Origin of the sequence: Exiguobacterium sp. s166, from assembly GCF_018618855.1 — a bacterium.
Classification (GTDB): Bacteria; Bacillota; Bacilli; order Exiguobacteriales; family Exiguobacteriaceae; genus Exiguobacterium_A.
The window spans coordinates 867,587-883,482 of sequence record NZ_JACSMU010000001.1 but is presented as its reverse complement, the minus strand read 5'-3'; the positions used below and the strand labels follow the sequence as shown (position 1 = coordinate 883,482).

Sequence of the window (15,896 nt, the reverse complement as noted above, 5' to 3'; positions counted from 1 at the left end):
GTTGATATCCGGAAATTCATGTAAAACGAAACATGTCATTCTTTATTATACGCAACAAATTTCAAAAAACGTATGTTATTTCCTGAAATTTAATCAACCATTTCCCAATTTTTTGTTATACTGAGTTCTAGTTGATGAAAAAAGACACCGTATTAGACAAATAAAGGAGAATAATTAAACTATGAATGAAACGATCAGCTTACAGGAATTATTTTCAATTTTGAGAAAATCGCTTTGGCGGATTCTCGCATTGACCATCGTCGCAGCCGTCATCTCATTTGCCGTCAGTACCTTTTTGATCAAACCGACCTATCAAGCCGGTACGCAAATTTTAGTCACACCGAAAAAACAGGAAAACGATGTGATTGATGCTTCACAAGTCCAATCGTCCGTCACACTTGTCAATACATACCGCGTCATCATCAAGAGTCCGGCTATTCTCGAAAAGGTTCAGGCAGAAGTGGAAAATTCTCCCACTAGTATTAACGCCTTAAACAATATGATCACCGTTGAAAGTGAACAAAATTCGCAAGTCATCAATGTATCCGTTCAAAATACAGATGCTGCCCTTGCGTCAAACGTTGCAAACTCGGTTGCGAGCGTGTTCAGTGAAGACATTACGGATTTAATGAATGTCGATAACGTCAAAGTGTTATCTGTTTCGGGCATTCCGACAGCTCCGGTCAGTCCAAACATCATTTTAAATACAGCCATCGCTGCAGTGGTTGGCTTCTTATTGGGAGTAGGTCTTGCCTTCTTACGTGAAGTGCTTGACCGCCGGATCCGGACAGAGGAGCAGGTTCAGCAAATTCTTGATCTGCCTGTTTTAGGAAGTATTCCGGATATCGACAGCAAAGTCTTTAAGTCATCAGCGAAAGCAGCAAAACGGGAGGCGGCAAAACAATATGGCTAAGAAAAATAAGATGAACAAAGATGCCCGTAATTTAATTACGGTCACTCAACCGAAGTCGCCAATTGCAGAACAATACCGGACCATCCGGACAAATATTGAATTCATGGCAGTGGATAAAGAAATTCAAGTCATACTCGTAACATCAGCCACACAAAGCGAAGGGAAATCGACAACGTCTTCTAATCTTGCCGTCGCATATGCGCAACAAGGGAAAAAGGTATTGATTATCGATACGGATATGCGCCGTCCGACCGTGCATTATACGTTCCGTGTCGCAAACGGTCTTGGTCTATCCAGTTTATTAACGCGGCAAGCGGAACTTGAAAAAGCAATCATGCCGACAAAAATCGAAAATTTATCGATCCTGACGGCAGGACCAATCCCACCGAACCCGGCTGAATTGTTATCATCCAAATCAATGGAAAACCTCATTTTAAAATTACGGGAAGAGTACCATGTCATCATCTTGGACGCACCCCCGCTACTTCAAGTCGCGGACAGCCGGATTACGTCTAAATTGACGGACGGAGTCGTCCTGGTCGTCAGCTGTATGACGTCAGATCGTCAACGGGTCTTAAAGGCCAAAGAACAACTCGAACTGGCAGAAGCGAAGATTCTCGGTGTCGTCTTGAACCGCCGGGAGCTGACGGATGATTCAGCGTATCAATACTATTATTCCTATGAATAAGGGGTGCCATTATGGTTGATCTTCATTGTCATCTATTACCGCTGGTCGACGATGGTCCGGCGAGTGTCGAGCAAATGTTACAGCTGGCAGAGCAGGCCGCGAGTGAAGGTGTCACACGAATCATTGCGACACCTCACCTGTTCCATCCGCAGTTTGAGACGGAAGACGTCGATGTGAAACTGACCGTCGATGAACTAAACGTCTTACTCCATCAACGAAATATTCCGATTGTTGTTTACCCCGGGCATGAGATTCGTTTGACGGGGGATTTAATCGAAGAAGTTCAAAAGAGCATAGCGCTACCTCTCGCGAATTCCCGTTATTTACTGATTGAGTTTCCTTCGACCGGAATTCCGTCGTATGCACGACAAATGTTTGCCGAATTGATTTCAGATGGTTATGTTCCCGTCATCGCTCACCCGGAAAAAAACAAAGCGATCATTCAAAACCCGACATTGTTGTTTGATTTGATTTCAAACGGGGCAATCAGTCAAGTGACATGTGCCAGCCTGATCGGTAAGTACGGTAAAGATGTCCAACGTTTTGCCGTTGCGTTACTCGAAAACGGTTTGGCGCATCTTGTGGCATCAGACGCCCACCATACTGAAAAACGCCCGTTTTATTGGGAACAATGCCGGACATATTTGGAGCATGAATTAGAAGACTGGTTGTATGAAGAAATTTATGAAAATAATGAAGCAGTTCTTTTAAACCAACTCGTGACAATCAATCCTCCGAATCCGGTTGAAAAAAACTGGAAAGGTCAGTGGGTATAAAAGATGTAATGTCAAGAAATTGTAAAGAGAGTGGAAATACACTCTCTTTTTTCGATGATATCGTTTACATTTTAGGTATATGGAAAATTTTATAGAAGTGTCATTGATGGATGTGTTAATGTAAATTACATAAAGAATTCCAAATTAATTATATTATAGGGGAATTAAATGAGATGAGGAGGGGTATCATGACTCGTGTCAAAAAGGCTGTTATTCCAGCTGCCGGGCTCGGCACACGTTTTTTACCGGCAACCAAAGCGATGCCGAAGGAAATGTTGCCGATCGTCGATAAGCCGACGATTCAATATATCATTGAAGAAGCGATTGAATCGGGGATTGAAGATATTTTAATTATTACCGGTAAAGGGAAACGCGCGATTGAGGATCATTTTGATTCCGTGCCGGAACTGGAAGCGAACTTGATTGCGAAAAACAAATCGGAGTTGCTCCATCTCGTCGAAGCGACAACAAACATTAATATCCATTTCATTCGTCAATCAAAGCCAAAAGGTCTTGGAGACGCAATTCTGCAAGCGAAAGCGTTTATTGGAAACGAACCGTTTGTTGTCATGCTTGGGGATGATATTGTTCAGGCAGACGTCCCATGTACCCGTCAATTAATCGAGCAGTATGAGATTACGAACAGTTCCATCATCGGCGTTCAACCTGTTGCGGATAAAGATACACATCGTTACGGTATCGTCGATCCAAGCACAAGCATCTCAGAGAACTTACATAAGGTAAAATCATTTGTTGAAAAGCCGGCACCGGGAACAGCACCATCAAACTTAGCGATTTTAGGTCGTTATCTACTGACACCGGAAATTTTTAAATACTTGGAAACACAGGAAGTCGGATCCGGCGGTGAGATTCAATTGACGGATGCAATTACACGACTGAATGAAATGCAGCGGGTTTTTGCCTATGAATTCGACGGCAAGCGCTATGATGTCGGGGAAAAACTAGGATTTATTCAAACGACACTCGAGTTTGCCTTAAAACGCGATGATCTTGGAGACGACGTTGCTAAGATGATGGCAGACTTACTCGCAGAACGGGCGAAGGCATCTTCGTTAGTCTGAAAAATGCTGTAACCACCAAACGAGAAAGGAGAGTGTCCTTTGAAATTCTACTATTATTACCGCACGTTGACCTTAGCCTGCATTGATGCCGTAGCCTTAGGGGTTGCGATGGGATTCACCTACTTCTTCTTATATCCTAAAGAACTGTTTGATTTGATTGATAGTAAATTATTACTTCAATCAGCTGCTGTCTTTGCATTGTTGTTTGTCACATTGGCCTTTTTAATGAAGTTGTATCGTGTCAACTGGAAGTATGCCAGTATCCAAGAGGCGCTGACCTTGTCCTTGTCACTCGGTGCCAGTTCGCTTGGGCTGATGGTTTATCAAAAATTTGTGTTCGGACAAGTGCTTGAACGCATCACGATTCTTAGTTTTTGTATTTCATTATTATTGCTCGGAGCGATTCGTGTCGCTTTACGGTTACTCGGAATCGGACAACATTGGCGAAAATACGCGTTACCAAGAAAATTGGTCAAGTCGCGTAAACGAACTCTTGTCATTGGAGCAGGTCGAGCTGGAAGGTCTTTAGTCCGCCAATTATACGTATCTCCGTTCCATGAGTTAAAGCCTGTTGCATTTTTGGATGATGATCCAAAAAATATGCATTTCATGATTCAAGGGATTGAAGTGGTTGGGACAACAGCGAACTTAAAGTCGGTCATCGAAAAGCACCGGATTGAAGCGATTGTGCTTGCAATTCCGTCATTGACGCAACAACGACGAGTCGAACTGATCACGGAAGCGAAAACGCTTTGTAAAAACGTTCAGACGTTGCCGATGATCGAAGAATTGATTACCGGTAAGGTTTCTGTCAATGCGATTCGTGATGTTTCGATTGAAGATTTACTTGGTCGTGAACCGGTTGAACTCGATATTTCAGGGATTAAATCTGAAATCGAGGGACGAACGGTTCTTGTGACCGGAGCAGGCGGATCGATTGGATCAGAAATTTGCCGACAAATCATTCAATTTAATCCAACGACACTTGTACTGCTAGGTCATGGTGAAAACAGTATTTATCTGATTGAACGAGAGCTACGCGGACTTCAGTTTCCGATTAACTTAGTCCCGATCATTGCGGATGTCCAAGATCGCACACGACTGGAAGAAGTGTTTGCGACACATAAACCACAGGTAGTGTTCCACGCAGCAGCCCACAAACACGTGCCGTTAATGGAAGCGAACCCGTACGAATCAGTTAAAAACAACGTGTACGGGACAAAAAATGTTGCCGAAGTAGCTGACTTATTCGAAGCAGAACGATTTGTGATGATTTCAACTGATAAGGCCGTAAATCCAACAAACGTCATGGGATCCACAAAACGGATTGCGGAAATGGTTATTCAAGAGCTGGGATGTCGTAGCAAAACAAAATTTGCGGTCGTACGTTTCGGAAATGTACTGGGTAGTCGTGGCTCTGTCATTCCACTGTTTAAATCACAAATTTTAGCTGGGGGACCAGTTACGGTCACTCATCCAGAGATGACACGTTTCTTCATGACAATTCCGGAAGCAAGTCGGTTAGTCATTCAAGCCGGTATCTTAGCGGATGGTGGAGAAGTATTTATCCTTGATATGGGAGAGCCGGTCAAAATCGTTGATCTTGCGAAAAATATGATTGAACTGAGTGGTTTTACGGAAGACGAGATGCCGATCGTGTTCTCAGGGATTCGCCCGGGTGAGAAAATGTATGAAGAACTACTGAAAGATGGCGAAGTGGATCCGGAAGCAATTTATCCGAAGATTTTTGTAGGCCGAACACGTCAAAAAGAACCAGTCATGAATATTTTAAATATAGTGGATCGACATAAGAATGCACCACTGCAATTAAGAAACGTCTTACTTGATATTGCGAACGACGTAGTGGTTCGTGAAGAAAATTTAGTCTGACGAGCGATTTCTAAAAGGAGGAATGAAATTTGAATTACTTAAAAATCAAACGTCCACTTGGATTTTCGATTGCCTGTGTTGCCTGTTTAGTATTGATTCCTGTCTTTATCTTAATTATGGCTGCAATTAAAATTGAATCACGAGGTCCCGTGTTTTTTAAGCAAAAACGAGTAGGACTGAATAAAAATCATTTTAATATTCTAAAATTCCGAACGATGTATATTGAAACACCAAATGACACACCAACGCATTTGTTGGCCGATCCGGATGTATACATTACGCGTGTTGGTAAGGTTTTACGTAAAACTAGCCTCGATGAATTACCACAACTCTTTAACATTTTAAAAGGTGAGATGGCATTTGTCGGACCACGTCCGGCTTTATGGAATCAATACGATTTAATCGATGAACGTGATAAGTATCAAGCCAATGACACATTACCCGGTTTGACAGGCTGGGCGCAAATTAATGGACGGGATGAACTACCGATTGAAATCAAAGCCAAGTTAGATGGAGAGTATGTAAAACGAATGGGAATCCTGATGGATACCCGGTGTTTCGTCGCAACAATCTTTAGTGTTTTGAAAAGTGACGGAGTAGTTGAAGGCGGTACAGGAAAGATTACTGTAAAAGAAGTTGCAAGTACAAAGGAGTAACGAAATTATGAAAAAGGTCCTGATAACGGGAAAGAATGGTTATATAGGCACTGAATTTTATAAATGGATCAAAATTAACTCTACCGAGATTAGTATAGAATTTATAGATGTGAAAACAAATGAATGGAAGAATAAAAATTTTTCAAATTATGATGTGGTTTTACATTTAGCGGGAATAGCTCATTCATCACGTAATCCTAAATTGAAAGATTTATATTACAAAGTGAATCGGGATTTAACTTTTGATTTAGCAAAAAAATCAAGACAAGATGGTGTGAAACAATTTATTTTCATGAGTAGCATTATTGTATATGGAGAAGGAAGTTTAAATAAGACAAAAATTGATGGGAATACTATTCCAGTACCATCTAATTTTTATGGAGATAGCAAATTACAAGCAGAGAAATTAATAAAAGAGCTAGAAGATGATAGCTTTAACATTGCAGTTATTAGACCACCAATGATTTATGGAAGAAACTCGAAAGGAAATTATTCGAAACTATCTAAGTTATCGAAACTTACTCCTGTATTCCCAGATTTTTATAACGAAAGAAGTATGCTACATATAGATAATTTATCCTCATTCATTGCAACTATTATTTTAAAAAATGTTAAGGGTACATTTTTCCCTCAAAATAAATCCTACGTGACTACTTCTGAACTAGTTAAAACAATTGCTGAAGTAAATGACAAAAAATTGATTCTTGTACCAGGGTTTAATTATTTAATAAAAATACTAATAAAAAAACAAGAAATTTTTAATAAGCTATTTGGAAATTTAGTCTATGATAAAAAATTATCAGAGCATCAAAACCTAAATGATTATTGGGTGAATGATTTCTATGAAAGTATAGTAAAAACGGAGAGGGATATACCTTGAATAAACGACATATACTAGTGATTAGTCAGTATTTTTTTCCGGAAACTTTTCGAATAAATGATATGTGTAAGGAATGGATTGAACGAGGATACGAAGTAACTGTAGTTACAGGGATTCCAAACTATCCTCAAGGAAAATTTTTTGATGGATACGGATTTAGTAAAAAGAATAGAGAAAATTATGAAGGAATAAATATTATTCGCTTACCAATCGTTCCAAGAGGAAATTCAGCTGTTAATTTAGTCTTAAATTATATTTCATTCGTAATAAGCGGCGGAATATGGTCCTTATTTTCCAAATTAAATCCCACACATGTATTTATATTTGAAGTTTCTCCTATGACTCAAGCGCTTCCGGGAATATGGTTTGCACAAAAAAAGAAAATACCGTGTTTTCTATACGTACAAGATCTATGGCCAGAAAATGTAGAAATTGTAACAGGTATTCATAACAAAAATATTTTGAATGCTATTGGAAAAATGGTTGATTACATTTATAAAAGAACAACAAAAATTTTTACAACTTCTAACAGCTTTGTAACAGCAATTTCTAAAAGAGGTGTTCCATTAGAAAAATTAAAATTTTGGCCTCAATATGCCGAAGAGTTTTATAGAGTAATAGAGGATAAAGAGGTTCATGAAGAAAAAAATATTCGTTCGTTTGTATTCACAGGTAATATTGGTAATGCACAAGGTTTGGATATTTTGCCGAAAGTAGCTGCTGAAGTGAAAAAACTTAATCTAAAGAAACAAATAAAATTCACTTTAGTTGGTGATGGACGCTATAAATCTGAGCTCATAGCCTTAGTTAAGATGAACGATGTAGATGACATGTTTACTTTCGTAGATAAACAACCTGCAGAAGCAATTCCGGAAATCCTAGCAGAGCATGATGTTGCAGTTCTTACTCTAGCAAATAGTAAATTATTTTCAATGACAATTCCTGCGAAATTACAATCATATATGGCATGTGGTATGCCGGTCTTGGCTTCGGTTGAAGGAGAGTGTGATTCCATTATTAAAGAATCACTATCTGGCTTATCAAGTTCACCAAATGATGTTAAGTCAATGATTACTAATTTAATTCAATTCGTTAATTTATCGTCTGAAGAATTAAATGAAATGGGTATGAATTCTAAAAAATATTGTGAAAAAAAATTCAATAAGAAAAAATTGATGAATGAAATGGATGGCTATTTCGAAAAAAAATAAGTTTTTATAGATTGGAGTACATAAAAATGTTCAAAGATAAAATATTATTAATTACAGGCGGTACAGGATCATTTGGTCATCAAGTATTAAAACGATTTATTGATACAGATATCAAAGAAATACGTATCTTTAGCCGTGACGAGAAAAAACAAGACGATATGCGTAACTTAATTCAAAACGATAAAGTTAAATATTATATTGGTGATGTTAGGGACTACAACAGTATCGCTGACGCAATGAAGGATGTGAACTATGTTTTTCATGCTGCTGCATTAAAGCAAGTCCCTTCATGTGAGTTTTATCCAATGGAAGCAATCAAGACAAATGTCCAAGGTTCAGATAATGTATTTCGTGCTGCAAAGTATCATAATGTGGAACGTGTCGTTTTGTTAAGTACAGATAAAGCAGTCTATCCAGTTAATGCTATGGGAATTTCAAAAGCAATGGCTGAGAAGTGTATGATTGCAGCTTCACGCAATGTTTCTGAAGACGAGACAGTATTCTGTTCAACACGTTATGGTAACGTTATGGCTTCACGGGGATCGGTTATTCCTTTGTTCGTCAATTTGATGAAAGAAGGAAAAGATTTAACAATCACGGATCCGAGTATGACACGCTATATGATGTCATTGGAAGAATCAGTTGATTTAGTATTGTATGCCTTTAACAATGCTAAACAGGGAGATATTTTTGTACAAAAAGCCCCTGCATGTACAATTTTTGAACTGGCTACTGCGTTAAAGGAACTATTCAATGCGAAAAGTGACTTTAAAATCATCGGACCACGTCATGGTGAAAAGTCGTATGAGACGCTACTTACTAAAGAAGAATTTGTTAAAGCAGAAGATCACGGTGAGTACTATCGTATACCGGCCGACACACGTGATTTGAACTATGAAAAATTCTTTACAGAAGGTAACGAGTTAGTTCGCGACCATTTGGAGTATAACTCTGACAATACAAATCGAGTAAACGTGGAGCAAGTAAAAGAAATGCTTTTAAATCTTCCTTATATTCAGTATGAGCTAGCACAATGGAAAGGCGAAAAAGTCGAATCAGATAGCATCATTGAATTGATGTAAGGAGGATATATAATGAAAATTTTAGTAACAGGATCAAAAGGTTTTGTTGGGAGAAACTTGATCTCACACTTAAATGAAAATTCAAGATTTGAAGTATTAGAATACTCAAAAGATAATTCGGAAGCTGAATTAGAATCACTAGTAAAACAAGCAGATAAAATTGTTCACCTAGCTGGAGTGAACCGGCCAAAAACAGAAAATGAATTTAAGAGCGGGAATCAAGATTTAACGGCTAAACTTGTAGATTTTGCTAGTCGTTCGAATAAACATCCGCATATTTTACTATCATCCTCTACTCAAGCTGAGCTAAACAATCCCTACGGAGAAAGTAAATTGGGAGCGGAGCAAGAAGTACTTAAATATCATGATCAGACGGGATCACGTATTACGATTTATCGTTTACCTAATTTATTCGGTAAATGGAGCCGGCCTAACTACAACTCAGCAATTGCTACATTTTGTTACAATGTTGCGAATAATTTAGAAATTACTGTTACTGATCCTTCCATTGAGCTGAACTTAGCTTATATTGATGATGTAGTTGATAGCATAGTTGCTAACTTATTATCTGATAACAACGGTGTAAATAACACGTATGTTGCAGTACCAGTTACTTATAAAAAAACGCTCGAAGAAATAGTAACGTTGATTCAAAGTTTTAAAAACATGCGTGAATCTTTACTGTTGCCTAACTATCAAGATTTATTCGTCAAAAAACTATATACGACTTATTTATCTTACTTAGACGAGGATGAATTCTCATATGGTTTAACAAAACATGAGGATAATCGAGGTTGGTTAAGTGAATTGATTAAATCGGATTATATGGGACAAATGTTTGTCTCAAAGACAAAACCGGGTATTACACGAGGAAATCATTATCATCATACGAAAGTAGAGAAGTTTATCGTTATCAGTGGTGAAGCAATGATTCGATTCAGACATATTGAGAAATCTGAAGTAATTGAATATAAAATTGAAGGAAACGAAGCGCGAGTTGTGGATATACCACCTGGTTATACACACTCGATTGAAAATATTGGAACAGATGAAATGATTACTTTGTTTTGGGTGAATGAACAGTTTGATACAAAAAAACCAGATACTTATATGAGTGAGGTCATAAAATGAAAAAATTAAAAGTCATGACGATTGTTGGAACACGTCCAGAAATTATTCGATTATCAGCAACAATTAAAAGATGTGATGAATTCTTTGATCAAGTTTTAGTACATACAGGCCAAAATTGGGACTATACTTTAAATCAAGTTTTTTTTGAAGATTTAGAGTTGAGACAACCAGATCATTTTTTAAATGTTGTGGGTAGTCATCTAGGGGAAACGATGGGAAACATCATTGAAAAATCATATGAAATTTTACGTAAGGAGAAGCCAGATGCCCTTCTCATTTTAGGAGATACAAACAGTTGTTTATCAGCTATTTCAGCAAAACGTTTAAAGATTCCTGTATTTCATATGGAAGCTGGAAATCGCTGTTATGATCAAAACGTTCCAGAAGAGATTAATAGAAAAATTGTAGATCATACATCAGATATCAATTTAACTTATACAGAACATAGTAGAAGAAATTTAATTAGTGAAGGTATTCGTAAAGATCACATTATGGTTACTGGTTCACCAATGTCTGAAGTCTTGAAAATGCAAAAATCTCAAATTGAAAATAGTAATATTTTAAATGAGTTAGGATTAGAAAAAGACAGTTATATTGTTTTATCTGCGCATAGAGAAGAAAACATAGATATAGAAAAAAACTTTAATGAATTGATTGAATCAGTTAACTATATTGCAGATAAACTGAATAAAAAAATAGTATTTTCTGCTCATCCAAGAACATGGAATAAGATTGAAGAAAAAAATGTGAAATTGAATAAAAATGTAATGAAATTAAAACCATTTGGATTCAACGATTATAATGCATTACAAAAAAATTCTTATTGTGTACTTTCGGATAGTGGAACTTTGTCAGAAGAGTCGGCAATTTTAAAATTTTCAGGAGTATTAATCAGAACTTCTACTGAAAGACCAGAAGTGTTAGACAAAGGTTCAATTGTTATAAGTGGATTAGAAAAAAATACTATTGAGAATAGTATTCTTATTTCTCGTCTTTCTGCTAATGAATATAAAAAAATAACACCATTACCTGTAGACTATGAAGATGAAAATGTATCTATAAAAGTTGTTAAAATAATACAAAGCTATACTTCTATAGTTAACAGAGAGATTTGGAAGAAAGGTTAATTGAAATGAATTATTTAATTTCTGTCATAATACCAACAAAAAACCGAAGTAGTTTTTTGTCAGTAGCATTATCTAGTTTTGTTGAACATGAAGATATAGAAGTAATTGTAGTTGATGATAAATCAAACATGAGTGAACAATTAAAAAATAAAATAATTTGCCAAGAGTTATCGGCAAATTATTTTATTAACGAATATAAAGCCGGGGCTTCAAATGCAAGAAATTACGGGGCTTCAAAGGCTAATGGGAAATACTATTGGTTTTTTGATGATGATGATAATGTTACAGAAAAAACAATTTTAGAATTGAAGCATTGTATCAACAGTATGGAATCAGATATTTATTTACTTCCAATGAACCTAATTACAAACAACACTATAAAAAGAACTATTGTTCCATTGCCATATAAAAATAACTTTAATTATTATAGAAAAAATGGGCATCAAGTAAATACTTCTTGTATGCTATTTAAAAATGAAGTAATTTCTCAAAATTTATGGGATGGAAATCTTTTATCAGGACAAGATACAGATTTAATTTTACGTGCATCTATGGGTAGGAATATCAGTTGCTTAACATCTGTTAACCCAGTAAACGTTTTAATAGATCATAATGATAGAATAACAAAGAATGTAGAAAAACAGATAAATGGTAAAATACAATTTTATAAAAAAAATAAAGATCTACTTTCTCCTAAAAGAAAATTATATTATCTCACCACATATTATCTAAAAGTACCATACATAAAGAAGGTGCTTTCATGGTAAATAAAATCAGTGTTTTGTATATTAGTTCAGCAACTAGCCCAAAAGACATAAAGATTTTTTGTGACAAATACATGGACGGTATGCCTTTAAGAACACCACAACAAACATTTGATTATTCTATTGCAACAGGATTAAACGATAGTATGGAGAATATATCCTTTCTATCCTTACCTCCTTTACCTTCATTCCCTAAGAGTAATATCTTATACTATAAAGGGAGTAAGTCGAATATAGGTGGAGAAAATTTCATAAAATTTATGCCGATTCTTAATTTGCCGATTTTCAAATCTATATGGATATTTTTATATTGCATCTTTTATATATTACTTTTTAGTAAAAAGTCCTTAAAAAAAGAAATAAGTCCTATTTTAGTACTACACTGGCCATTTTATCCTACTATGCTAGCTGCTTTTTTTGTTAAGAAAATGACGAAATTAAAAGTGATTCAAATTGTACCTGATTTACCTGAAGATTCTAGTATGTATTATAAAAATAAATTTAAAAATTTTATTTTTAAATTTATTAATTTTGTTAAATTCCCCGTTATTCATTATATGGACGGTTTTATATTGTTGACAGACTTAATGAATAAAAAAGTAAATAAATTTAATAAGCCAAATATCATAATGGAAGGTATCGTTGATAAAAATGTTTTTGATTCAATAAGTTCTCAATCTTTAGAACAAGGAGAAAAAAATGAAAAAATCATAATGTATGCTGGTGCCTTAAACGAAAAGGTTGGAATATTAAATTTAGTAAACGGTTTTAATAAATATATAGAAGATGAAGATATATATCTTTGGATTTTCGGTAGTGGAGATTCTGTCAATTATATAAAAGAAATTGCAACTACCAATAATAGAATTATTTTTAAGGGGTCAAAATTTAGAGAAGAAGTATTAAAAAATGAATTAATGGCAGATTTGCTAATAAATCCACGACCCTCTAATGAGGAATATACGAAATATTCATTTCCTTCTAAAACGTTAGAGTATATGCTCTCGGGAACACCTTTACTCACAACAAAATTAACTGGTATACCTATTGAGTATGATCCTTACGTATTTTGGATTGAGGACGAGAGTGAGAAAGGCATTGCAGAAGCTATATTGAGAGTATTAAGTTTGAAGGCAGAAAATTTAAATTATCATGGACAGAAATCTTCAGAGTGGGTAAAGAAAAATAAAGACACAAAATCACAAACTTCAAAAATTATTAAGTTCTTAAAAAAAGTGTCTAGCGAGGTATGTTAATGAAAGAAATATCTAATAAAGGAGTACTCTATCTACCAATTGTTGTCTCTTTTATCTATTTAAATTTTACAATGTTTTTATATGAATTTGGACCATGGGATTGGCATACGCAAAACAAGTTTGCAACTTATTCTTATTTATATCTATATTTAGTATTTTTACTGTTAGGTTTTATATGGGGTGTTAAGAAAAATCTTAAAACTAAAGAGATTTTTCTTAATAAAAGAGACTTTAAAATTCCTTATAAACTAATAATTATATTCAGTATTTTTATGATTATTTTTAATACTGTAACTATTATTAGAAATTTGGGGCTAATTGGTTTTTCTTTTAGTGAGATTTTAGAACAAGTATCACTAGGAATAAGTGATCCTGGAGATCAATATTATAAAAAGTTAACTGTAGATAAATCTAATGCGATTGGGGGCTCAATATTTACATTTACTAGTGTAATCTTAAGTCCATTCACTTGGGCTGTTCTGCCGTTAGCATTTTATTTTTGGAAATCTATGAATAAAATTTCTAAAATGATATTTATTATAGCAATTGTATCAGAATGTTTGAAATGGATATCTATAGCTACTAATAAAGGGATATTTGATATTTTGATAATACTATCTTCAATTTTACTCTTATTAAGGGCCAACTATAACAAAAAAGAAAAGACACAGAATAAGCTAAAGCTAAAGCTAAATGGAATAAAAGTACTATTTATTCTCACACTTTACTTTGTTATTTCTTTTTTTGCTAAAAATATTTCTGGTCGTATAAGTGGGAATTTTAAAGCATTGCAATATAATACTGAAATCAATTTCAGTAGCATACTATTTTACATTATACCTGATAGTATGCATCCACTATTATTAGCGCTTTCCTCGTACTTAACACAAGGATATTATGCATTTTCTATAAGTACAAATTTAAAATTCCCAAATACTTTAGGATTTGGAAATTCTGTTTTTATTCAAGAAAATATGAAAAGTATAATTGGAAGTACGTTTTTGGATAGTACTTATCAGATGCAGCTGTTGAATTATGGTTGGGATCCGAATGTTAACTGGCACACTTTTTACTTGTGGATTGGGAATGATGTTTCTCTTATAGGTGTTCCAATAGTAATGTTTATAATTGGATTTTTATTTGCAATTAATTGGACAGAATGCATTATAAAAAAAGACTTAATCTCAATCATTAGTTTACCATTTTGGTTTATATTAATTTTTTATATTCCAGCAAATAACCAAATAGGACAAAGCCCTTACTTTTTCATTCCATTTTTCTTTTGGATAAGTCTATTTATAATAAAAAAATATTTTGTTTTGAAAAAAGTGGAAATATGAAAAATTTTTTAAGAATCTTATCATCGAGTGTTATTTCCATAATATGTAGTTTAGTAATTGCAATATTAATACCTATTAAATTAGGTGTTACAGAATTTGGATATTGGCAAATATTCTTTCTTTACTCAGGTTTTTTAGGGCTTTTTACATTCGGCTTCTTAGATGGTATTCATTTAAAATATTCTGGTTTAAATAAAAATAATACTAATAAAAAATTATTTCGAACATACTTTAGATTTTTAAATATATTGTTATTTTCTATATGTTTTATGTTTATAACGATCATATATTTTCTACCGATAAATCCACAAAAAGAAACTATTTTATATTATTTATCTATTAATCTTATTTTATTTAATTTAAATGGTTTTTTTATTCATTATTATCAAGTAACCTCAGAATTTAAGATGTACTCAGTTTCTCTGACTTTGGACAAAATATTTTTTGTGTTTTTAATAATGCCAATTTTATTTATTCAAGATTTTAATAATTATAAAATAGTTATATTTGCGAATGTTGCTTCTAGGCTTATTTTGTTGATAATACAGTTGAACTACAGTAAAGAAATATTGTTTGGAGAAAGATATAGAATTTTTAGAATCAAAAAATTAATTTTAAGAAATATTAAAAGAGGTAGTTTATTAACTGTAAGTTTACTGATTTCTATATTGCTCTTTTCTTACCCTAGAATTATTGTAGAAAGAACTTTTCCGATAGAACTATTTTCGATATTTTCTTTAAGTATGTCTATTCTATCAATGGTTGTACAAATTCTTTCTTCATCTTCAGCATATGTTTATTCATATTTAAAAAAAATAGATAAAAGTCAAATTAATTTCGTTTTAAAAAATATCTCAAATATCCTATCGCTGTTAACACCTCTCATATTGTTCTCTTATTACATTATTTATATATTAATAAGTGAATTTATGCCTAGATATAATGGAATTTTCGAATATATGTTCATGGTGTTCCCCGTTATAATTTTTCAATTAAGGAATAACATTTTAATAATAAATAGTTATAAGATAATAAGCTTAGAAAAGAACCTCTTCTATAATAATATTTTCACTTTTATAACTATAGTGTTTATTTTTCTT

14 protein-coding genes are annotated in these 15,896 nt (G+C 34.1%); all 14 read left to right on the top strand.

The window, feature by feature from the left end; all coding sequences use genetic code 11:
* Positions 1-181 precede the first annotated feature (181 nt).
* The 14 genes from KNP93_RS04345 (at position 182) to KNP93_RS04280 (ending at position 14,796) form a co-directional block, all read left to right on the top strand.
* Positions 182-913 (top strand): YveK family protein, encoded by a 732-nt coding sequence (locus KNP93_RS04345; protein ID WP_214853407.1) that lies wholly within the window; start codon positions 182-184, stop codon positions 911-913.
* On the top strand, positions 906-1,601 hold the full coding sequence (locus KNP93_RS04340; RefSeq protein WP_131972133.1) for a CpsD/CapB family tyrosine-protein kinase: 696 nt from the start codon (positions 906-908) through the stop codon (positions 1,599-1,601). The genes KNP93_RS04345 and KNP93_RS04340 overlap by 8 nt, the downstream gene beginning before the upstream one ends.
* Positions 1,602-1,612: 11 nt before the next feature.
* Positions 1,613-2,377 (top strand): tyrosine-protein phosphatase, encoded by a 765-nt coding sequence (locus tag KNP93_RS04335; protein ID WP_214853405.1) that lies wholly within the window; start codon positions 1,613-1,615, stop codon positions 2,375-2,377.
* Between the two features lie 188 nt (positions 2,378-2,565).
* Complete coding sequence (gene galU, locus KNP93_RS04330) at positions 2,566-3,459, top strand: UTP--glucose-1-phosphate uridylyltransferase GalU (protein ID WP_131972137.1); 894 nt, start codon at positions 2,566-2,568, stop codon at positions 3,457-3,459.
* Between the two features lie 39 nt (positions 3,460-3,498).
* Positions 3,499-5,349, top strand: coding sequence for a polysaccharide biosynthesis protein (locus KNP93_RS04325; RefSeq protein ID WP_214853403.1), 1,851 nt, complete (start codon positions 3,499-3,501; stop codon positions 5,347-5,349).
* A 29-nt stretch (positions 5,350-5,378) separates the two neighbouring features.
* The gene (locus KNP93_RS04320; protein WP_214853400.1) at positions 5,379-6,005 is read left to right on the top strand and encodes a sugar transferase; all 627 of its coding nucleotides are present in this window, start codon (positions 5,379-5,381) and stop codon (positions 6,003-6,005) included.
* 7 nt (positions 6,006-6,012) lie between these two features.
* Complete coding sequence (locus tag KNP93_RS04315) at positions 6,013-6,885, top strand: NAD-dependent epimerase/dehydratase family protein (RefSeq protein WP_214853397.1); 873 nt, start codon at positions 6,013-6,015, stop codon at positions 6,883-6,885.
* The gene (locus KNP93_RS04310; RefSeq protein ID WP_214853395.1) at positions 6,882-8,096 is read left to right on the top strand and encodes a glycosyltransferase family 4 protein; all 1,215 of its coding nucleotides are present in this window, start codon (positions 6,882-6,884) and stop codon (positions 8,094-8,096) included. Before KNP93_RS04315 ends, KNP93_RS04310 begins: the two co-directional genes overlap by 4 nt.
* 26 nt (positions 8,097-8,122) lie before the next feature.
* Entirely contained in the window at positions 8,123-9,178 is a 1,056-nt protein-coding gene (locus KNP93_RS04305; protein ID WP_214853393.1) for a polysaccharide biosynthesis protein, read from the top strand.
* Between the two features lie 12 nt (positions 9,179-9,190).
* The gene (locus KNP93_RS04300; RefSeq protein ID WP_214853391.1) at positions 9,191-10,309 is read left to right on the top strand and encodes a polysaccharide biosynthesis C-terminal domain-containing protein; all 1,119 of its coding nucleotides are present in this window, start codon (positions 9,191-9,193) and stop codon (positions 10,307-10,309) included.
* Positions 10,306-11,436, top strand: coding sequence for a non-hydrolyzing UDP-N-acetylglucosamine 2-epimerase (gene wecB / locus KNP93_RS04295; protein WP_214853388.1), 1,131 nt, complete (start codon positions 10,306-10,308; stop codon positions 11,434-11,436). The genes KNP93_RS04300 and wecB overlap by 4 nt, the downstream gene beginning before the upstream one ends.
* A gap of 5 nt (positions 11,437-11,441) precedes the next feature.
* Entirely contained in the window at positions 11,442-12,203 is a 762-nt protein-coding gene (locus tag KNP93_RS04290) for a glycosyltransferase family 2 protein (RefSeq protein ID WP_214853385.1), read from the top strand.
* Positions 12,197-13,456 (top strand): glycosyltransferase, encoded by a 1,260-nt coding sequence (locus KNP93_RS04285; protein ID WP_214853382.1) that lies wholly within the window; start codon positions 12,197-12,199, stop codon positions 13,454-13,456. Before KNP93_RS04290 ends, KNP93_RS04285 begins: the two co-directional genes overlap by 7 nt.
* On the top strand, positions 13,456-14,796 hold the full coding sequence (locus KNP93_RS04280; RefSeq protein ID WP_214853379.1) for a hypothetical protein: 1,341 nt from the start codon (positions 13,456-13,458) through the stop codon (positions 14,794-14,796). Before KNP93_RS04285 ends, KNP93_RS04280 begins: the two co-directional genes overlap by 1 nt.
* Positions 14,797-15,896 lie beyond the last annotated feature (1,100 nt).